Origin of the sequence: Marinobacter sp. (genome assembly GCF_041690455.1) — a bacterium.
Classification (GTDB): domain Bacteria; phylum Pseudomonadota; class Gammaproteobacteria; order Pseudomonadales; family Oleiphilaceae; genus Marinobacter.
Genome location: NZ_JAWLHI010000011.1, coordinates 24,617 through 45,817 on the forward strand (window position 1 = coordinate 24,617; position 21,201 = coordinate 45,817).

Genomic DNA, 21,201 nt, shown 5'->3' on the forward strand with positions numbered 1-21,201 from the left:
CAAAACATTGCCCAAGAACAATAACCCCGGAGCAGAGACATGACGGATCAGATTCTTGCACTGGACAGCGCCCGCGAACTGGACAGCGGGAACTTCAGTTTTGCCGAACGGGTGAGCTACCTGAAGAAGTACGGCACCCACTCCCAGTCCTTTTCAACCCTGCAGCCGGGCATGCGTTTCTTTGATCTGCCGGGCCTCGGCTACATCGCGTTCATGCGCAAATGGGGCGGCACCTTTGTTTTGTCCGATCCGGTCTGTGCCCCGGAGAACTTTGGGGAGATCCTGGACCGGTTTCACGAGCGCTACCCCAATGCCAGCTACATCCAGGTGTCACGACCGGTCGTGGATTTCCTGCACCAGCGCTTTGGCCTGTTCGGTACCCAGTTCGGCAGCGAATCCCGCATAGACCTGTCCCGCTGGAATCTCAGCGGCAAGAAAAAGCAGATACTGCGCACGGCCCTGAACCAGGCACAGAAGAACGGGATTACCGTGAAGGAGCGTTTCAGCGACGACCACACACGGGAGATCTCCGAAGCCTGGATCCGCACCCGGAAATGCAAAAGCAACGAAATCCGCTTCCTGATCCGGCCGATGGAGATGTCATACCGGGAGAATGAACGGCACTTCTATGCCTACCAGGATGGCAAGGCGGTGGGGTTCATCTACTTCGACCCGATCTACCGGAACAACGAGATCATCAGCTACGTACCCAACATCTCCCGGGCCAATGCCGATTTCCGCCAGGGCATTTTCTACACGCTGATGGCCCACGCCATGGAAGTGTTCAGGGCCGAGGGTGTGCCCTATCTGGATCTGGGGCTGATTCCGCTGTCACTGGACCCCACCACCGAACAACAGGAAAGCCGGCTGCTCAAACGCCTGCTGCACCTGGTGTACGAGAAAGGAAACTTTCTCTACAATTTCAAGGGGCTGGAGTTCACAAAGTCACGATTCCGGGGCGAGGTCTTCAAGACCTACTGCTGCCACCGCCGGGCCATCCCCGCCATGGAATTTCTGGCCATGTTCAAACTGACCCGGTTGATTTGACCGGGTCCGCCAGCCCACCCCAGCGTTCATCCATTCGCCGCACCGCCAGGTCTGACGATGCCATGAAGTCCACCAGTCCGTGGGGTGTATCTCCAGACAGCAACACCGCACGGACAGGCTCGGGATGCTCACCTTCGGTGATGGCCTCCAGATCCCGGCCGGTCTCACCGAGCAGAAACTTCACCCTCCTGGCGATGGCGTCACCCGAATCCACCCAGTGCCGGACCTCCGGCAACGCGGTTTTCAACGCATTCAGCAGCAGCGGGTAATGGGTGCAGCCAAGCACCACGGTATCCACCCCTGACCGTTTCAGGGGAGCGAGCACCTCCCGCAGTTCAGCCTCCGGCACCGGAATCCCCCGCACCAGCTGCTCGGCCCAGCGCACCAGGGCCGGGTGCCCGACCCGCACTACCTGGCAATCACCCGCAAACTCATCGATCAGCCGGTCCAGGTAGCGACGGCGGACCGTGGCCGGGGTCGCCAGAACACCGATCCTGCGATTGGCTGTCCGCCCGGCTGCGGGTTTGATCGCCGGAACCACCCCCACCACCGGCACATCAATCAGCGCCCGCAATCGGGGCAGAACCACGGTACTGGCGGTGTTACAGGCCACCACCACCACGTCACAGGGTATTTCCCCAAGCGCCCGGCGAATCAGGGTGGTACAGCGTTCGATCACCACCGGTTCCGGCTGATCGCCGTAAGGGAAGCCGGCATTGTCCGCCAGGTAGACCAGCTCGGCACCCGGCAGGGTCTCGTGGATGCACCGGGCAACGCTCAGCCCACCCACGCCGGAATCGAATACCAGGATGCACGGCGCCGGGGCGTCAGTCACGGGATCCTCCTGCCACGGTTATCTCCTGCTCCATGAGCCGGATCAGCCGGCCGGCAATGGTGGTCTGTGGAGGCACCGGCGGTGTATCACCGGGGCGGTACCAGCCGGCATCGGACAACTCGTCCTCCTGGAGTACCAGTTCACCACCGGCGTAGTCGGCGAAGAAGCCGACCATGAGCTGGTGGGGGAACGGCCAGGGCTGGGATTCACAATAGCGCACGTTGGTGACGGCCAGACCGGTTTCCTCCATGACCTCCCTGGCCACCGCCTCCTCCAGACCCTCCCCGGGTTCCACGAAACCGGCGATCAGGCTGTAGAAATGACGCTTGACCCTTGAATTCTTCGCCAGCAGAAAGCGATCATCCCGGCGAATGACCACGATCACACAGGGCGCAAGCCGTGGATACCAGGGGATGTTGCAGGTTTCGCACCACTTCGCGCGCTCGCGGGGATGGAACCCGGTCTCCCCGCCGCAGCGGCCACAGAAACGGTGATCCCGCCACCACTGCCAGACCTGGAACCCTGTGCTCACCAGCGCCGTGGGGACATCCTCCCGCATCAGGATCGCCTCCCGGAGGTTAACCAGTTCGAAACCCGCGGTATCTTCCGGCACCTCGGTCACATAGACTGCCCGTTCACGGATGGAACCCAGGGCCACCGCATCGGCATCGACACCGACGAGCCGGGGGTCATCCCGGCTTACCAGCCAGCCTTCTTGGGGCTTGAGGATATGGGCTCCGGAAACCAGCAGTACCAGATCCCGCGGCTCCGGCCCGGCGATAGTCCAGCCGGGTTTCCAGTCTGTGTCTGAATAGTTCATCCAAATGGTCGCTTTACAGAAAACGGTGATGGAGAAATGTACCACATTGCGGCAAGTGCCAAGAATCGCGGGCCGACTTTCCGCACCGTACGCAACCAAGTAAACTTAGCGCCTGTTTTCAGTCACCGGAGCATCATTTTATGCGACTTTACCAGGGCATTCGCAGCCTGATTCTGACCATTCTCCGCAAGATCCTGTTCTTGTGGGTACGGACAGACGTCAGCGGAAACAGTGCCGAATCCCTGGGCCTCGATCCGGACAGGCCGGTGTGTTACGTGCTCCAGTACAGCTCCCTGTCGAGCCGGCTGGTACTGGAACAGGAGGTCATCCGCGCCGGGCTGCCGGGTGCAACCGAGTCACTGCCGGTAAAGAATGGCCCCTCCCATTCGTTTTTCTTCCTTTATCGTCGCATCGGTGGCCTGTTCAGCGGCGGTCGCCAGACACCAGTACCCACCAACGAGTTCAAGTCACTGGTCCGCTACGGCCTGGAGCATCCGGACCGGGACGTGCAGATTGTGCCGGTGTCCATGTTCTGGGGCCGGTCTCCGGACAAGGAGAAATCCCTGGTCAAGCTGCTGCTCTCCGACACCTGGTCGGTGGCCGGGCGCCTGCAGAAGTTCCTGATCATCATGGTGCACGGGCGCAATACCTACGTGCAGTTCAACCAGCCGCTGTCCCTCAAGCAGGTGATTGATGAATACCGGCACAGTGAGGAACGGGCCAACCGCAAGCTGGCCCGACTGCTGCGCACGCATTTCCGCCGGGTGCGCCAGGCCGTGCTCGGGCCGGACCTGTCCCATCGCCGTACCCTGGTAGAAGGGCTGGTGCGCACCCAGGCGGTAAAGGAAGCGATCCGCGAAACCGCCGCCAGGGACGACATCCCGCCGGAGAAAGTGCGGGCCAAGGCCTACAAGTATGCGGATGAAATCGCCGCCAGCATGTCCATCGTGACCATACGCTTCCTGGAAGTGGTGCTGTCCTGGCTCTGGAACCGTATCTACAACGGCATCGCCGTGAACAACGTCAAGGTCGCCAAGGAAGTGGCCCAGGACAACGCCGTGGTTTATGTGCCCTGCCACCGCTCCCACATCGATTACCTGCTGCTGTCCTACGTACTGTACAAGAACGGCCTGATGCCTCCGCACATTGCTGCCGGCATCAACCTGAACATGCCCGTCGTCGGGCCGATCCTGCGTCGGGGCGGCGCCTTCTTCATGCGTCGCTCGTTCCGGGACAACCCGCTGTATGCCACGGTGTTCAACGAATACATGCACGTGATGTTCTCCCGGGGTTACTCGGTGGAATATTTCGTGGAAGGTGGCCGTAGCCGGACCGGACGCATGCTGCCACCCCGTCCGGGCATGCTCTCCATGACGGTCCGCAGTTTCCTGCGGGATCACCGCAAGCCCATCGTCTTCGTGCCGGTCTACATCGGCTATGAAAAGGTCATGGAAGGCCGTTCCTACCTGGGCGAACTGCGTGGCAAGAAGAAGCAGAAAGAGAGCGTGTTCGGGCTGGCCAAGACCGTCCGCAAGCTCACCAACTCCTTCGGGCGGGTTGCGGTGAACTTCGGTGACGCGATTCACCTGTCCGATGTCCTTGACGATGTGCACGAGAGCTGGCGCCAGGAGGCCTACGATGCCGAGTACCGGCCGGCCTGGCTGACTACTGCGGTTGACCAGCTCTCGCTCCGGGTGGCTTCAAATATCAACGCGTCGGTGGCCGTCAATCCCATCGGCATGACGGCCACCGTTCTGCTGGGAACGGATCGTCTGGCCATGGACGAGGGCCAGCTGATCCGCCTGATGGACCAGTACGCCGGCCTGCTGAAAGCCTTCCCTTACGCTGAAACCGTTACCCTGCCGGAAGGGTCGGGCAAGGACTGGGTCGCCTATTGTGAGGACATGGGCCTGGTTACCCGACAGCCCCAGAAGCTGGGCGACATCATTGCGCTCGAGGGCAGCAATGCCATCCTGATGACCTACTACCGGAACAATATCCAGCACCTGTTTGCCCTGCCCTCGCTGGTCGCCAGCCTGTTCGAGAACAAGGACTCCCTGCGCCGGGACAAGATCGTGTTCCTGGCGACCGTGGCCTACCCCTACCTGCAGTCCGAACTGTTCCTGAAGTATTCCGCCGACGAGGTGGAGGGCGTCATCAATCACTGGATTGATATCCTGGTGGACCAGGGGCTGCTGGAAGCCCTGGAGGACGATCGCATTGGCCGCCCCGAGGAAGGCACCGAAGCCATGTTGCGGTTACGGGTGCTGTCCCGGTTCATCATCCAGACCCTGGAGCGTTACCACATCGCCCTGGGCATCCTGCGCAAGTATGGCTCAGGCAAGATCAGCGCGGCGGAGCTAGAGGAACAGAGCACCCTGCTGGCCGAGCGCATGTCGATCCTGTTCGGCCTGAACGCGCCGGAATTCTTCGACAAGACCCTGTTCCGGAACTTCATTGCCAACATGCAGGAGAACGGCGTCATCACCACCGATGACAACGGCCTGATCAACTATGGCGAGGGACTGGAGGAAGTGGCGGACGATGCCCGCCTGGTGCTGAGCGTGGAGAAGCGCCAGGCCATCCAGCAGGTCACCATGCTCGGCGCCTGACCCGCTCAGGCCGCCGGCAGCGCCTTGATGGCGTAGATATCGTAGCGGCTGCTCTTGCCTTCCACCCGGGTGCTGGGCTCAGGACCGTCGATGGCGGGCGCCTTGCGGGGGCGCTTGACCACCACCCGGTAAGTGGCGACTTTCATGGCTGCCTCGAGCAATTCGGAGGCGTCCTCGTCATCGCCCACGATTTGCCGGAACACCTCCATTTCCTTCTTCACCCGGGCTGATTTGTCCCGGTGCGGGAACATGGGGTCCAGATAGACCACATCCACTGATCCACCGTCCGCCTGGCGCAACCAATCGATACTGCTTCCGGCGGCCAGGGTCATCCTGGCGACGATCGGTGCGCACTCGACGTTGAGTGCGGCGCGTGCCAGGCCATCCTCCAGCAACGCATGGATGACGGGGTTACGTTCAAACAGGGTCACCTCGCACCCGAGGCTGGCCAGGACAAAGGCATCCTGACCCAGGCCCGCGGTCGCATCCAGCACGTGAAGCCTGGCTTTGGTCTTCTGCAGGCCCACGGCCCGGGCAACCAGCTGGCCGGCTCCGCCACCATGCTCACGCCGATACCCCATTTTGCCGGAAACGAACTCGACCCGGACCGGACCCGGCGCGCCTTTCCCGGTCAGCTGGAGGCAGAGCCCCTGCTCATCCAGGAAAAGCAGTACCGGCACATCGGCGACATCACGGGGGCGAACTACCCCAAGATAGGGAACACCCAGGCGTTCGCAGAGTTCCCCGCCCCGGGTGTGATCACCCAGGGGGCTACGGGCAATCGCGAGGGAGAAGGATGAAAGGTCAGGACGGGAAGTGGCCACAGGCTACTCGCGGCCGGGCAGCTTTTTCCAGGCCACCTCATCACGGATGTAGACGGGTTGCGCCTGTTCGGCGGACACGGTGTGGCCTTCTACCGCCGGTTTCTCGGCAAGACGCGCCACCCAACTGGCGCGCAACAGCAGCTCCGGCGCCACGGACACCATCGGGCCTGACACTTCTGCCGGCATCTGGTCCCGGAACTGCCAGCCGGGCCCGGCACCATACCAGTGCCCGGCCTCCCCAGTCAGGCTAACCGCCTCCGGCGGACAGACCCTTTCCTCGCCCAGCAACTCGGGCAATCCCTCGTTGCAGCGATAACAGCCCCAGTAGACTTCGCCCATGCGAGCATCGAAAGCCACGGCCACAGCATCGCCCTCGGCGACATTGAAGTTCTCCATGGCGCCATAGGCCACGGCAGCGAGAGAGGAAACCGGAACCACAGGAAGGTTGAGGCCCCATGCCAGGCCCTGGACCACGCCGGTGGCAATCCTCAAGCCGGTGAAAGAACCCGGCCCGCAGGCAAACGCAAGGGCATCCAGGTCCGCGGGCACCAGGTCCTTCTCTGCAAGCAGTTCCCGCACCATGGGCATGAGCAGCCGGGTATGGCCACGGGGAGCAATCTCGAATCGCTCGGTTATCTCGCCATCAACAAGAAGGGCTGCGGAGCAGCCCTCTGATGACGTATCCAGTGCCAGCAGTTTCACGGCAGTGAATGCCTCGACGTCAATAATGGATTACTGGAGCTGGGACAGGATCTGGTCGCGGATGCTGTCCAGGCTGCCAACGCCTTCCACACGCACGTACTTGGGTGCAGCGGAGGGATTCTTCTCGGCCCAGTCCTGGTAGAAGCCCACCAGCGGAGCGGTCTGCTCGTGATAGATTTTCAGGCGCTTGCGAACGGTTTCTTCCTGGTCGTCCTCGCGCTGAACCAGCGGCTCGCCGGTTTCGTCGTCCTTGCCTTCCACCTTGGGCGGATCGTATTTCACGTGATAGATACGACCACTGCCCTCGTGGACGCGACGGCCAGACAGGCGGCTGACGATTTCCTCGTCATCCACAGCAATCTCGACCACGTAGTCAATGGCAATGCCCTGGTCCTTCAATGCTTCGGCCTGGGGAATGGTGCGCGGGAAACCATCCAGCAGGAAGCCGTTTTTGCAATCCGGCTGCTGGATACGCTCTTCGATCAGGGCGATGATGATGTCGTCGGAGACCAGTCCACCGGAAGCCATGACTTCCTTGACCTGGTTACCCAGCTCGGAACCGGACTTGACCGCGGCCCGCAGCATGTCGCCAGTGGAAATCTGGGGAATATCAAAGCGCTCAGTGATGAACTGTGCCTGAGTCCCCTTGCCTGCGCCTGGCGCGCCTAACATGATGATTCGCATAACGCTGTGCTCCCGTTTTAGTCATTATCGTTTGAAAAGCTGTGGCAAAAACCCCTGCCTTTGCGACAACCTCTCTGAGCGGTACAGATGTACGCCCGGAACGGCGAACGCGCATTATACGAAGTCAGCCTGCCCATAGAAAGTCGACCTCAGTATCATGCACCGAAAAGCAGCAGCGTCAGACTGTCGCAGGCACCGGGAGGCAATCAGGATGGGCGGGAAGAGGTCAGTGCGTCAAGGTCGGGGGACAGGCTGTCGATGTCCTTCTCGAAGTCGTATACCGCGTCCTGTCTCAGGCCCAGAGAGCCGAGCAGTACCGGGACATTATCCTCGTTGAACTCATCCCCGATTCCCCTGGATTTCAGCAGTCCGTTAGCCAGCTGCACGATCAGCACATAGGTTTCATGCTCACCGGTGTAGCCCTGGTACTGATGCATGCCGGCGGCCTTGATGACCGGCTCGGGTAACTGCCAGAAACGGTGGAAAAGGCCGCCAATGGCACCATGGCCCACCGCCAGCTCACCTTCCTCGTCACCATGCCCGAACACCTGTTGTTCGAGGGCCTTCATGCTGGCTTCGGGATTGCTCTCCCGCAGTCGACTGAGCTCCTCGAACTCTGCCGGGAACAGATACCCAAGCAGCAGCAGACCGAAGTTGTGAAGCAAACCGCACAGGTAAGCCATATCCCGGTCGACGCCACAACGAGGTGCAATCCGCTGACACAGGAACCCGCAGTAAAGGGCGTGGGACCAGAATGCCTGCATGCCCAGGATGCCATCCCTGGGAATGCCGAAGCCACCGACCAGGGCACTGCCCTGGACAATATGGGCCACCCGGTCGACACCCAGAACCCGGGTTACGGCCTGGCGCACGGTTTCGGTCTCGCCGGAGGTCTCGAACAGCCCGGATCGGGCGTAACGCAGGATCTGCGCAGTCAGGCTGGGATCCAGCTCGATGACGTCCGCCAGGTCTTCGGCGACCGCACCTTCACTGGTTGCCATAGAAAGGATCTGCGGGGCCAGCGCCGGCATCGGCGGAAGCCGGTAGATATTCCGCAACTTGCCGGCAACTTCGTCCAGGGTCAGCGCCCCGCGGTCACTGCCACCCTGACCGTGAATTACCAGTCGGGCCCGGAAAGCATCCGCCAGCAGGATTTTCAGGGTCTCCCCTTCAATCTCGATCAAGGCATCGTTACGCCCCCCGGAAAACAGCACCGGCTGCCCATTCACGACATCCTCATCGACCAGCACCGGGACCCGGTAGGCAAAGCCGACCGGCGGCACGAATCCCGGCTCGCAGTCCTCGAAAAGCCGCCTGCTCTGGCGGGCGGTCAGAGGCTGAAGCCGGCGCCCGGTCAACTGTTGTACCGCCGGAATATCCAGGGCGCTGTCGAACCGGTGAACCGCCATGACCACCCCGTCGATATCGATCAACAGCGTGGCCTGGACAAAATCATGCTGGGACCTGCCCGAGGCAATCACCGCCGCATCCAGGTTCGGGACGGGCTCGATGGCCAGCTCCCGATAGGCCAGCCCCTGTTCACTCAGATACTGCTCCAGCTTGGCAGCAAGCGCCACACCCGGTACTCCTATGTCTGTGTCTGGCAGATGGCGGGCACCCGGTCAGCCGGTGTTCCGCATACCGGCCGAGATGCCGGCCATTGTCACTTTCAGGGCCCGCTCCACCATTTCCGGCACCTCGCCTTTACCTTCACTTTCCCGGTCGCGCCTCAAAAGCTCGGCCTGGAGGTAATGCAGGGGGTCGGTATAGGGATTGCGCACTCTCATGGAATGGGCAAAGACCGGCTCCTGCTCCAGCAACTCCTGCTGTTCCTTCAGCTCCAGTACCCGCCTGATGCAGCCAGCAAGGCGCTCACGCAGCCCCTCACCCAGGGCCTGTAATTTACTGTCCTCGACCAGGGTCTGTTCATAATAGCTGGCAATCCGCAGGTCGGCTTTGGCCAGCACCATTTCCAGCATATCCACATAGGTCCGGAAGAAGGGCCAGCCCTGCATCATTTCCCGGAGTTCCGGCAACCGGTTTTCCCGGGCGGCCTCCTCCAGCGCCACATCGCTCCCCAGCCAGCTCGGCAACATCAGCCGCATCTGGGTCCAGGCGAAGATCCAGGGAATGGCGCGCAGGCTCTCGACACCGCCGGAGGGCTTGCGCCTTGCCGGGCGGCTACCCAGAGCCAGCTTGCCAAGGGCCTGCTCGGGCGTTACCTGCCGGAAGTAAGGCACAAAGTCCGGATTTTCACGAACGACGTCCCGGTAGGCCTTCAGCGAACGTTCAGTCAGCCAGTCCATGGTCCCGCGCCAGCTGTCCTCGGGTTCCGGTGGTGGCGCCAGGGTCGCTTCGATCACCGCCGTGCTGTACAGGGTCAGACTCTGTACCGCCAGGCGCGGCAGGCCGAACTTGAAACGGATCATCTCGCCCTGCTCGGTGATCCGGAAACTGCCGTTCACCGACCCCGGCGGCTGGGACAGGATGGCGCGATTGGCGGGGCCACCACCGCGGCCGACCGTGCCCCCACGGCCGTGGAACAGGGTCAGATGGACACCGTACTGGCTGGCCACGTGGGTCAGCTTTTCCTGGGCCTGGTACTGGGCCCAGGCGGCCATCAGCTGGCCGGCATCCTTGGACGAATCAGAGTAGCCGATCATCACCTCCTGGCGACCCTGGCAGTACTCCCGATACCACTCCACCTCGTACAGGGCAGCCATGGCATCGGGCGCGCCCCGAAGGTCATCCAGGGTTTCGAACAGGGGCACCACCCGCATCGGAAACTTCATGCCCGCTTCCCGCAACAGCAGGATCACACTCAGCACGTCCGAGGGTTTACTCGCCATGGAGATAACGTAGGAACCGAGGGCTTCCGGTGTCTGCGCTGCCACCACTTCACAAGTCGCCAGAACCTCCCGGACGTTGTCCGATGGCTCCCAGCTCCTCGGCACCAGCGGCCGTCGGCCCTGGAGCTCCTTGACCAGGAAGGCCTGGCGCTCGTCCTCGGTCCAGCTGGTGTAGTCGCCTAGGTCAAGGAAATCGACCATCTCCGCCACCGCCTCGGCGTGGCGGGAGGCCTCCTGCCGGATGTCCAGGCGGATCAGCGGCAGGCCGAAAGTGTGGGCGCGCCGGATGGTGTCCAGCAGGGGCCCGTTGGCAATGGTTTCCAGGCCGCAGTCGATCAGAGAACGGTAACAGAGCTCAAGCGGTCCGGTGAGATCCTCGTTCTCGAACAGGATGCCCTCGGCATCCGCCGATTGCCCATGCACCTTCGCCTCGGCCCAGTCACGGGTTTTCACCAGTCGTTCCCGGAGGTCCGCCAGCACCTGGCGATAGGGTTCCCGGGACTCGCCGACCACTGCCTTCAGTTCGTCACTGGCCTGCCACATGGAAAGCTCCGCCCGCAGTGACTGGATGTCCCGCAGAAACAGATCCGCTGCCATCCACCGACCGAGCAGAAATACCGTGCGGGTCACCTCGTGGGTCACGTTCGGGTTGCCATCCCGATCACCGCCCATCCAGGAGGCAATACGGATGGGTGATACCTGTAACGGCAAGCCCTTGCCGGTGGCATCGGACAGGGAGGTATCAAGACTGCGCAGAAAATCCGGCAGGGCCTGCCAGAGGCTGTTCTCAATAACGGCAAATCCCCACTTGGCCTCATCCACCGCGGTCGGCCGCTCATGGCGGATCTCGTCAGTATGCCAGGCCTCGGCAATCAGCCGGGACAATCGCGCGACGATCTCGTCTCGTTCCGCCGGCATGAGATCGTCATGATCCAGCTGGGACAGGCAGTCGGACATCTCGTCGTACTTCATGATCAGGGTGCGGCGCGCCACTTCGGTGGGATGGGCGGTGAGCACGAACTCGATACGCAGGTCTGCAACCCGGCGATGCAGCTCCTCCGCGGGCACGCCCCCGGATTTGAGCCGGTCGAAGACTTCCCCCAGGGATTCCACCATCAGATCAGACTGATGCCCACGCTTGCGGCGGATGCCGTGGTACTGCTCGGCCAGGTTGGCCAGGTTGAGAAACTGGTTGAAGGCCCTTGTGACCGGCAGCAGCTCATCATCACCAAGCTTTCTCAGCAGGCTCACCAGGCGCTGGCCGGAGCCGCTTTCCTGCCGGCGATCGGCTTTCGCCGCCGCCCGGATTTCCTCGATCAGGTCGTAGCAGTCCCGGCCGGGAAACCGCAGGATACTCTGCCCCAGCAGTTCGCCCAGCATTCGTACGTTTTCGCGCAGATCCGTATGTAGCTCAGTCACATTGAGGTCCTTTTGAATTGACGGAGGCGAAGTAAACTTACGATACTAAGAATCAGCCGAGAAAGTCTATTGGCGTAACCGCTTGTGGTCGCAAGGAGTATTCATGAAAGTGACTGATCTTCCCAAGCATTGGGAGAAGGAAAAAGAGCCCGTGGAGCGTACCCACGACTATAACCTCCGTTTGCCGCTGGAGGATGCCGCCAGGATCGCTGCCCTGGCAGAACTGTACCCGGATCGTACCGAGGCCGACATCTTGAATGACATGATTGGTGCCGCCCTGGACGATCTGGTCCGTCAGAGCCCGATCAAGGACAAGCTGGAAAGCAAGGATAAGTAAACGGGGGCAGGCAGTCGTGCCGGAGTGGTGAGGGCACCACTCCGGAAGGGCAATTCAGGCTGGAAGTCTTCCTGTGGTCAGGCCACGGATTCCAGCTGGCGGGCCTTGAGGCGCTGGATGTGCTTCTGGCTCAGGCTGACAAATTTCGGTGTCAGCCCCTGATCCTCGTAGATCTCGAACCCATCCTCATCGTAAGCCACCACCCGGGTACCCTGCACATAGGGAAAGCTGGTTTCCAGCTCATCCAGGGCTGCGGAAATCAGGTCCCGCATCAGGTCCTGTGGCGACTTCATCGGATAAAGTGCCGCAAGTTTCTCGAGCCGCTTGTGATGCTGGTCAGACAGCGCCATGAAGTAGGCGTCCCGGGTCAGCCGTCCCCGCGCATGCTTGTCCCAGTAGTTGACCAGATCTTTGATTTTCATGGTGCCTTCACTCCTGCATCTTATTGATAGCATCCGGCGCACTGAAGTTGTGCATCCGTTACCGGAAGTGTAGACGAAGCCCAGGGTTTGGGAACCATCGGATTGGTAACGGATTGTACTTACCGGATACAGGTTCTCAATGCCCGGAGCGGTCCTTCTCGACGCCCTTTACCGCCTGCCAGATGGCATCCAGCGCCGCCAGGGACTCCTCGTCCATGTCGCGGCCCTCCTGCCCCAGCACCTGCTCGATGGCCCGAAACCGGGCCTCGAATTTGTGATTGGTGCGTTTGAGGGCCTGTTCAGGATTTACCTTCATGAACCGTGCCAGGTTGACGCAGACAAACATCAGATCCCCGAGCTCATCCTCGACGGCATCGCGATCACCGGCACCGGTCTCCGCCGCCTGCCAGGCTTCCTTGAGTTCGTCGATTTCCTCGTGGAGCTTGTCAAACACCGGTTCGATGTCCGGCCAGTCAAAACCGTGGCGGGCAGCCCGACGCTGGAGCTTCTCGGCCCGCGCCATGGCCGGCAGGGTGCGCGCGATACCGTCCAGGCGACTGACGGTCTCCGTGCTCTCGGGCTTGTCAGCTCGCTCTTCGGCCTTGATCCGCTCCCAGCTTTCCTTGATCCAGACTTCACTGGGCCGGTTATCGGGGTCGATCCGACTCTCCAGCGTGCCCTCGGGGAAGACATGGGGGTGACGCCGCACCAGTTTCCGCACCAGGTGATCGACAATGGCATCGAAATCAAAGTGGCCGTCTTCCCGGCCAATCTGGGCGTAGAAGATGACCTGGAACAGCAGGTCGCCCAGCTCATCCTTCAGGTGGGGATAGTCACCACGCTCAATGGCATCCGCCACCTCGTAGGCCTCTTCGATGGTGTGCGGCACGATGGTGCCGTAGGTCTGTTTGGTATCCCACGGGCAACCGATTTCAGGGTCCCGCAGCCGGGCCATCAGCGTTTTGAGATCGTCAATGGTGTAACTCATCCGCGCTTGCGCCTCACGTCGATGATATTTGGCAGGTTACGGATCTGCGCCAGCAACCGTGCCAGCTGCTCAAGGCTGGAGATTTCCACGGTGACCGTCATGGTCGCGGTGTTCTCGTCCTTGTTGGTCTGGGTGTTCAGTGCCAGCACATCGCTCTTGGAGGCTGAGAGCACCTGGGTAATGTCCCGCAACAGTCCGGAACGGTCGTAGGCCTCGATCTCGATATCCACCGGATAGACCGCCGCCGGTTTGCCCCCCCAGTTCACCTCGATGATCCGGTTCGGCTCGAACTCCCGGAGGTTGAGAAAGGTCAGGCAATCCTGGCGATGCACGGTCACTCCCCGTCCCACGGTGATATAACCACCAATGGCATCCCCGGGCAGCGGCTTGCAGCATTTGGCCACCTGGGTTTTGAGCTTGCCCACCCCGAGAATCTGGATATCCGATTCGGTGTCGTAGGGCTTTCTGCGCTGGGTGGTCAGTTTCAGGTCCAGCTGCTCGGAACGGGGCTCCAGCATCTGCTGGGCCACGTTGGCCACGTGGGTCGGGCGCAGATCCCCGGCCCCCACCGCCGCGAACATGTCGGCGGCGCTATGACAGTTCACTTTCCGGGCCAGTTCCTCGAGATCCACGTCATACAGGGACAGACGCTTGAACTCGTCCTCCAGGATGGCGCGACCGTCGATAATGTTGCGGTCCCGGTCCTGCTGCTTGAACCAGTGGGTAACCTTGGCCCGGGCCCTGGAGGTCTGGATATAGCCCAGGCTCGGGTTCAGCCAGTCGCGGCTCGGCGCCGGGTTGTTGGAGGTGAGGATGAACACCTGATCCCCGGTCTTCAGCGGATAGGTCAGCGGAACAATCCGGCTGTTGACCCTGGCACCCCGGCAGGCATGGCCAATCTCGGTGTGCACCCGATAGGCAAAGTCCACCGGCGTCGCGCCCTGTGGCAGATCCACCACGTGGCCTTCCGGGGTGAACACATACACCCGGTCCGAAGCCACATCGGACTTCAGATGATCGGCCAGGCCAGACAGATCACCCAGCTCTTCCTGCCACTCCAGCACCTGGCGCAACCAATTGATCTTGGCGTCGTAACCGGTGGACTTGTTGTGCTTGTCGGTACCCTTGTACAGCCAGTGGGCACAGACCCCCAGCTCCGCTTCCTGATGCATCTTGTGGGTCCGGATCTGCACTTCCATGACCTTGCCTTCGGGCCCGATCACCGCGGTATGGAGCGATTGGTAACCGTTTTCCTTCGGGTTGGCGATGTAGTCGTCGAATTCGTTGGGAATGTGGCGCCAGAGCGAATGCACGATCCCCAGCGCGGCATAGCAGTCCCGCACCTCGGGCACCAGGATGCGCACGGCGCGCACGTCGTAGACCTGGGAAAAGTCGATGCCCTTGCGGCGCATCTTCCTCCAGATGCTGTAAATATGCTTGGCCCGGCCGGAGAGCTCGCCCTCGATGCCGGAGGCCCGGAGTTCCGCCTGCAGGGTTTCAATCACCCGGCGGATGTACCCCTCACGGTCGAGACGTTTCTCGTCCAGCAGCTTGGCGATCTTCTTGTAGGCAGTTTCGTGCAGGTAACGGAAGGACAGATCCTCCAGCTCCCACTTGATGTGACCGATACCCAGTCGGTGAGCCAGGGGCGCGTAGATATCGAAAACCTCACGGGCAACCCGCATGCGCTTCTCTTCCGGCGCGTTCTTGACCGCTCGGATGGCACAGGTCCGCTCCGCCAGCTTGATCAGGGCAACGCGCACGTCATCGATCATCGTGACCAGCATCTTGCGCACGTTATCCAGCTGACCCTCGCTCTGGCCCAGCACATTACCCTTGAGCGGGTGATGGATGGAGGAGATTGCCGCCATCTGCTGGACACCGTTGATCAGCCCCGCGACTTCATCGCCGAACTCCTTGCGGATTTCCTCCAGCGGGACCCGCTCCTCACGCACCGCCCGGTAGAGGATGGCGGCGACCAGACTGGCCTGGTCCAGGTGTAGCTCCGCCAGCACCTGGGCCATCTCCAGTCCGATCCGGAAACTGCTGGAGCCCGGTGCCCACAGCCGGTCTTCCCGAAAGGCCTGCAGATCGATCTCGGCCGATTTCTCACAGGCCCGGCGGAACTGGTCAACGTCTTCGAGATGGGTTTGCGAGGCGATGTGGCTGACGCACCGTTCGATGTCGACTTCGCCATCACCTGTTACGGCATAATCTTCGCGAACTTTTACCATATCGGTCTTGTTGTTCCTGTTCGTTGTCGCGGACATCCCTGCCCGCGCTCAATCCTGTTCAGCGATCGGCCCGCTCGAACAGGGCGATAGACTCCACATGGGTGGTGTGCGGGAACATGTCCATCACACCGGCGCGCACCAGGCGGTAGCCATTGCGCACCATGACGCCCGCATCCCGGGCCAGGGTTGCCGGGTTGCAGGAGACATAGACAATACGACGGGCGCCGAAGGCCGTCAGGTATTTGCAGATCTCCTCCGCACCGGAGCGGGGCGGATCGATCAGGATCTTGTCAAAGCCCTCTTTTGCCCAGGACTGACCGGTAAAATCGCCATGCAGGTCAGCGCCGTGAAAGGTCACATTGTCCAGGCCATTGTGTCCGGCATTTTCCCGGCCACGTACCACCATGGCCTCGTCGCCCTCGACGCCGACCACCTGGCCACCCCGACGGGCCAGCGGCAGGGTAAAGTTACCGAGCCCGCAGAACAGGTCCAGCACCCGCTCGCCCGGCTGGACGTCCAGCCACTCGACCGCACGGTGTACCATGGACCGGTTGATCCCCGCATTGACCTGGGTAAAGTCCATGGGATGAAACTGCATGGTCAGATCGAACTCATCCAGGCGATAGCTCAGCCGCTCATCGTCCCTGCCTGCTGATTCCGGCCAGATCCGGTGTACGGTGTCCGGCCCCTTGGGCTGCAGGTATATATGCAAGTCATGGGCCTGGCCGAAGACGATGAGCTTTTCCCGGTCGCCGGGGCTGAGCTCATCCATGTTGCGGAACACCATGGCTGCCATGTCGTCACCGCAGGCCACCTCGACCTGGGGAATGCGGTCGAAGGCATCCATGCTGTGCAGCAGTTCCCGCAGCGGCAGGATACGCTCGCCGATGCGCGGATCCATGACCACGCAACGGTCAATGTCGGTCAGGAAGCTGTTACGTTTCTCCCGGAACCCCACCAGCACCGACTCCCGGGCCTTGACGAAACGGACACCCAGGCGGGCCTTGCGTCGGTAACCAAGACTGGCCTCGGAACGCATGGGCGCCACCCATTCTTCCGGTTCAATGCCCCCGAAATGGGCAAAATGCTGGCGCAGGGTGTCTTCCTTGAACCGGATCTGGGCATCGCCGCTCATGTGCTGCAGACTGCAACCGCCACACAGGTCGGCAAATTCACAGGGGGTCTCCTGGCGCTCGGACGAGGATTCCAGCACCTCCAGTGTGCGCAGCTCGTCGAATTTGCTGCGAGTGGAGACCACTTTCGCCATCACCGTTTCGCCGGGCAGTGCGCCGTCCACGAACTGAGTCTTGCCGTCATTACGGGCGATACCCCGGCCGTCATGGCTCAGGGTTTCAATCACACAGCGCACAGGTTCCTTGGGCAGAACCTTCCTGCGTCTTCTACTCATATTGAAATCTCTTGCTGGCTGGTTCAGGCGCCGGGAAAGACACCTGTCGACAGGTACCGGTCACCGCGATCACAGATAATGGCCACGATCACCGCGTTTTCAACCTGCTCTGACAACTTCAGGGCCGCTGCGATCGAACCGCCGGACGACACCCCACAGAAAATACCCTCCCGGGCGGCCAGGGCACGCATGGTGTTCTCGGCCTCTTCCTGGCCGATATCGAGCACCTGGTCCACGCGAGTGGCATCGTAGATCTTCGGCAAATATTCCTCGGGCCAGCGGCGGATGCCCGGAATGGAAGCGCCTTCCTTCGGCTGCAGGCCGATGATGCGGATATCGGGATTACGCTCCTTGAGGTAACGGGAGACACCCATGATGGTCCCGGTGGTACCCATGGAGCTGACAAAGTGGGTCACGCGACCTTCGGTCTGCTCCCAGATCTCCGGACCGGTAGTGCGATAGTGGGCCAGCGGGTTGTCAGGGTTGCTGAACTGGTCCAGCACCTTGCCCTTGCCTTCGGCTTCCATCGCCAGAGCCAGGTCGCGGGCCGCCTCCATGCCCTCTTCCTTGCTGACGGTAATGATTTCGGCACCATAGGCACGCATCGAAGCCCGACGCTCCTCGCTCATGTTGGCCGGCATGATCAGCACCATGCGGTAGCCCTTGATCGCCGCCGCCATGGCCAGGGCGATTCCGGTGTTGCCGCTGGTGGCTTCGATCAGGGTATCCCCGGGTTTGATCTCGCCACGGCGCTCGGCCTCCTGGATCATGCTGAGTGCCGGGCGGTCCTTCACCGAACCGGCTGGGTTATTGCCCTCAAGCTTGGCCAGGATGACATTGCTGGTATCGCCCGGCAGGCGCTGCAGGCGGACCAGCGGGGTATGGCCAACATAATCTTCAATGGTGGGGAAATTCATAATAAAACCCTGTGGTACACTTTTGGCTCCGAATCATACGCGTTATGGCCCCGGCATCCCAATACAGCTTCTCGCTATATCCATGACCCGCGGCTATAACCTGTACTTTTTCTGTCTGGTCCGGGACAGATACCACAGTCAGTCCCGGCCGGATCATCTATTCTGACAGGGAAGTGACTGCGGGTTCATTCCCGTAGCAGGGCAATTTTCAGGAAAATCGTATGCGGCGCTGGGGCATTCGCAAGAAAGTGCTGGTGGTGACTCTGGTTCCCACCTTGCTGACCACCCTGATTCTCGGGCTGTTCTTCACCTATAGCTGGGTAAACAACATCGAGAGCCTGCTGAGCGATCGCGGGGAGTCACTGTCCCGGCAGCTGGCCGCAGGTTCCGAGTATGGCCTGTTTACCGCCAACCGCAGCCTGCTGAGCAGCCTCTCCAACGCCCTGCTGGAAGAACAGGATGTCCGTTCGATCACCTTTTATGGCAGCGACGGCCGCCGGCTGCTGCACACCGGACCGGGCAGTTCCCAGACCCCCGCCTCCGGAACACTCCCCCCTGACCATGCTCTCCGTATGGCCGGTGAGGACAGCACACGCTTTGTGACCCCCGTGCACCTCCAGGACCTGATGATCGAGACCATGCTCGATCCGGACGCCCGCCAGTCCATGAACGGGCTGAAGGCACCGCTAGGCTGGGTGTCGGTAGAGATGTCCCACGTCCGCACCGAGAAAGAAACCTACAAGGCCATGCTCATTTCCCTGCTGCTGGTGCTCGGTGGCGTACTCCTGAGCCTGGCCATTGCCATGCGCCTCAGCCGGGCCTTCACCGATCCGGTGTTCGAGCTGAACGAGGCAGTGGCGCGGCTCAAGGAAGGCAAACTCGATACCCGGGTCCACACCGGTGCGGGCCCGGAATTCGAGCAGCTGGAATCCGGCCTCAATGACATGGCCGAGGAGCTGAGCAAGGCCCAGGCCGAGATGCAGCAGAATATTGACCAGGCCACCGAAGACCTGCGCGAGACCCTGGAAACCATCGAAATACAGAACATCGAACTGGACTTTGCCCGCAAGGAAGCACTGGAAGCCAGCCGGATCAAGTCGGAATTCCTGGCCAACATGTCCCACGAGATCCGGACGCCGCTCAACGGCATCATCGGCTTTACCGAACTGCTGCTGAAAAGCCCCCTGCCACGGCAGCAGCGGGATCACCTCAATACCATCCGGAAATCCTCGGAAATCCTGCTGACGATCATCAACGACATCCTGGATTTCTCCAAGATCGAGGCCGGCAAGCTGATCCTGGACCGGGTGCCCTTCCAGCTCCGGGACATCATCGAGGAAGTGATGGTCATGCTCGCGCCGGCGGCCCACAGCAAGAACCTGGACCTGGCCCCGCTGGTCTATAACGACGTGCCGGATAACGTCATGGGCGACCCGCTGCGGGTCAAGCAGATCATCACCAACCTGGTGAACAACGCCATCAAGTTCACCCAGACCGGGGAAGTGGTGCTGCGGGCCAGCCTGGAGGAGGAAGACCAGGAGAACAACCAGGTGAGCGTGAAAATCAGCATCACCGATTCCGGCGTCGGGCTTTCCCGGGCCCAGCAGCAGTCCCTGTTCAATGCCTTCAGTCAGGCGGATGCCTCCACTGCCCGGCAGTATGGCGGGACGGGCCTGGGGCTGGCCATCTCCAAACGACTGGTGGAGGAAATGGGCGGTCAGATCGGGCTGGAGAGTGAGCTGGGCAAAGGTTCCACGTTCTGGTTTACCCTGAACACCGAACTGTCAGCCACCGGCGAGGCCGTCGCTCCCAGGGACGCCCTGAAGGGCGAAAAGGTTCTCTATCTGGAACATCAGAAAACCACGGGGCTGGCCGTCGAACATATGCTCCGGGACTGGGGCATGGTGGTGGATCGCGTTGCCTCCTCCGGCGCCATGCAGGAACAGATCGAGGAAGCCCAGAAAAGCCAGGCCGGCTACGCAGTTGCCATTGTCGGCATCACCCGGAACCTGCTCAACTCCAGTCAGTACCGCAACCTGCTGCATAACTTGGAAGTCGAGCGTGATTGCCGGACGCTACTGCTAACGCCTACCCTGGAGACCCATGATGCCGGACTCTCCGGGCTCGCCAGTGGTCATCTGACCAAGCCGGTGTGCCGCAATGCCCTCTATGACGAACTGTTGCTCCTCGTGCACGGCATCAACGCCGGAGGGCGGGCAATCGACAGTTACTCCCAGGGCGCCGGGCGACAAGTCCGGAACGACGTCCCCAGGGTACTGGCGGTGGACGATAACGAGGCCAACCTGAAACTGGTCATGACCCTGCTGGATGACTGCCAGCTGGAGGCCGAGTCGGCCTGCAACGGCTTCGAAGCCTTGAGCAAGGCCCGGCAGAAGTCCTTCGACCTGGTGTTCATGGACCTGCAGATGCCTGGCATGGATGGCGTCGAAACCACGGCCCGGATTCGCGAGCTGGACACCAACAGCCACCGGACTCCCATCATCGCCCTGACTGCCCATGCCCTCGCCGATGAACAGGAGGCGCTGGCAAAGCAGGGCTTTGACGGTTACATGGCCAAGCCTATCAGCAGCACCGAACTGACTGCGATTATTCGGGAATACACGGGGTATGACTGCGGCAATCGCAGCACGCCGTCCAATTTTTCCGAAGTCCGCGACACCCGCCAGCCCCTGCGACCGTCTTCTCGCAGGGTGCAGCAGGATTGTGTCAGTGTGTCAGAGAGTATCCAGCTGGCCGCCGGCAAGGCAGACCTGGCGGAAGAGCTGTTCAGCATGCTGATTGAACAGCTGCGCCCGGATATGCAGAAAATCCGCGACTTCTGGGCGAAAAAGGACAAGGACAGTTTGCTGGACTGCGTTCACAAGCTCCATGGCGCCACCCGCTATTGCGGTGTGCCGGAGTTGAGAGCCGCCGCCAATCAGCTGGAAACCGCCCTCAAGTGCTCGGCCCCGGATATCGGGGATCACAAGGACCAGATGCTCGAGGCCATGGAGCGTCTGCACGCCTGGAGCGAGCAGACCGACTGGCAACAGCTGTTCCGGCAGGATCAGTACCAGACCGGCACTGCGCCCTGAGCACCGGC

16 protein-coding genes are annotated in these 21,201 nt (G+C 61.4%); 4 read left to right on the plus strand and 12 right to left on the minus strand.

Annotated features, from left to right (window positions below; genetic code table 11):
* Positions 1–39 precede the first annotated feature (39 nt).
* The gene (locus tag ACESMW_RS04085) at positions 40–1,047 is read left to right on the plus strand and encodes a DUF2156 domain-containing protein (protein ID WP_372985802.1); all 1,008 of its coding nucleotides are present in this window, start codon (positions 40–42) and stop codon (positions 1,045–1,047) included.
* Here the strand turns inward: ACESMW_RS04085 and murI are convergent.
* Together murI and nudC are read right to left on the minus strand one after the other, a co-directional pair.
* Positions 1,025–1,882 carry a glutamate racemase gene (gene murI / locus ACESMW_RS04090; RefSeq protein ID WP_372985803.1) on the minus strand — a complete coding sequence of 286 codons (858 nt, stop codon included), beginning with the start codon at positions 1,880–1,882 and terminating at the stop codon, positions 1,025–1,027. The genes ACESMW_RS04085 and murI overlap by 23 nt on opposite strands.
* Positions 1,875–2,702 carry an NAD(+) diphosphatase gene (nudC, locus tag ACESMW_RS04095; protein WP_372985804.1) on the minus strand — a complete coding sequence of 276 codons (828 nt, stop codon included), beginning with the start codon at positions 2,700–2,702 and terminating at the stop codon, positions 1,875–1,877. Before nudC ends, murI begins: the two co-directional genes overlap by 8 nt.
* Positions 2,703–2,842: 140 nt before the next feature.
* On the opposite strand from nudC, the gene plsB reads away from it, so the two are divergent.
* Entirely contained in the window at positions 2,843–5,314 is a 2,472-nt protein-coding gene (gene plsB / locus ACESMW_RS04100) for a glycerol-3-phosphate 1-O-acyltransferase PlsB (protein ID WP_372985805.1), read from the plus strand.
* Between the two features lie 5 nt (positions 5,315–5,319).
* Here the strand turns inward: plsB and ACESMW_RS04105 are convergent, their stop codons facing one another.
* From ACESMW_RS04105 to ppc, 5 genes are all read right to left on the minus strand, one after another.
* Positions 5,320–6,138 (minus strand): class I SAM-dependent methyltransferase, encoded by an 819-nt coding sequence (locus ACESMW_RS04105; protein ID WP_372985806.1) that lies wholly within the window; start codon positions 6,136–6,138, stop codon positions 5,320–5,322.
* A 3-nt stretch (positions 6,139–6,141) separates the two neighbouring features.
* Positions 6,142–6,840: a tRNA (adenosine(37)-N6)-threonylcarbamoyltransferase complex dimerization subunit type 1 TsaB gene (gene tsaB, locus ACESMW_RS04110; protein WP_372985807.1), complete on the minus strand. Its 699-nt coding sequence runs from the start codon at positions 6,838–6,840 to the stop codon at positions 6,142–6,144.
* 30 nt (positions 6,841–6,870) lie between these two features.
* The gene (gene adk, locus ACESMW_RS04115; RefSeq protein WP_372985808.1) at positions 6,871–7,524 is read right to left on the minus strand and encodes an adenylate kinase; all 654 of its coding nucleotides are present in this window, start codon (positions 7,522–7,524) and stop codon (positions 6,871–6,873) included.
* Positions 7,525–7,730: 206 nt separating this feature from the next.
* Entirely contained in the window at positions 7,731–9,101 is a 1,371-nt protein-coding gene (locus ACESMW_RS04120; protein WP_372985809.1) for an HDOD domain-containing protein, read from the minus strand.
* 45 nt (positions 9,102–9,146) lie between these two features.
* Positions 9,147–11,792, minus strand: coding sequence for a phosphoenolpyruvate carboxylase (gene ppc, locus ACESMW_RS04125; protein ID WP_372985810.1), 2,646 nt, complete (start codon positions 11,790–11,792; stop codon positions 9,147–9,149).
* A gap of 103 nt (positions 11,793–11,895) precedes the next feature.
* Here ppc and ACESMW_RS04130 point away from each other — a divergent pair, with 103 nt between their 5' ends.
* Positions 11,896–12,129: a hypothetical protein gene (locus ACESMW_RS04130; RefSeq protein ID WP_372985811.1), complete on the plus strand. Its 234-nt coding sequence runs from the start codon at positions 11,896–11,898 to the stop codon at positions 12,127–12,129.
* A gap of 77 nt (positions 12,130–12,206) precedes the next feature.
* Here ACESMW_RS04130 and ACESMW_RS04135 read toward each other — a convergent pair whose 3' ends face one another.
* From ACESMW_RS04135 to cysM, 5 genes are all read right to left on the minus strand, one after another.
* Positions 12,207–12,551, minus strand: a complete 345-nt coding sequence (locus tag ACESMW_RS04135) for a pilin assembly protein (RefSeq protein WP_092004802.1) — start codon at positions 12,549–12,551, stop codon at positions 12,207–12,209.
* 136 nt (positions 12,552–12,687) lie between these two features.
* Complete coding sequence (gene mazG, locus ACESMW_RS04140) at positions 12,688–13,539, minus strand: nucleoside triphosphate pyrophosphohydrolase (protein WP_372985812.1); 852 nt, start codon at positions 13,537–13,539, stop codon at positions 12,688–12,690.
* On the minus strand, positions 13,536–15,773 hold the full coding sequence (gene relA, locus ACESMW_RS04145; protein ID WP_372985813.1) for a GTP diphosphokinase: 2,238 nt from the start codon (positions 15,771–15,773) through the stop codon (positions 13,536–13,538). Before relA ends, mazG begins: the two co-directional genes overlap by 4 nt.
* Before the next feature lie 58 nt (positions 15,774–15,831).
* Positions 15,832–17,181, minus strand: a complete 1,350-nt coding sequence (gene rlmD, locus ACESMW_RS04150; protein ID WP_372985814.1) for a 23S rRNA (uracil(1939)-C(5))-methyltransferase RlmD — start codon at positions 17,179–17,181, stop codon at positions 15,832–15,834.
* A 23-nt stretch (positions 17,182–17,204) separates the two neighbouring features.
* Positions 17,205–18,098: a cysteine synthase CysM gene (cysM, locus tag ACESMW_RS04155; RefSeq protein ID WP_372985815.1), complete on the minus strand. Its 894-nt coding sequence runs from the start codon at positions 18,096–18,098 to the stop codon at positions 17,205–17,207.
* A 221-nt stretch (positions 18,099–18,319) separates the two neighbouring features.
* On the opposite strand from cysM, the gene ACESMW_RS04160 reads away from it, so the two are divergent.
* A complete protein-coding gene (locus ACESMW_RS04160) occupies positions 18,320–21,193 on the plus strand; it encodes an ATP-binding protein (protein ID WP_372985816.1) in 2,874 nt (957 codons plus the stop codon).
* Positions 21,194–21,201 lie beyond the last annotated feature (8 nt).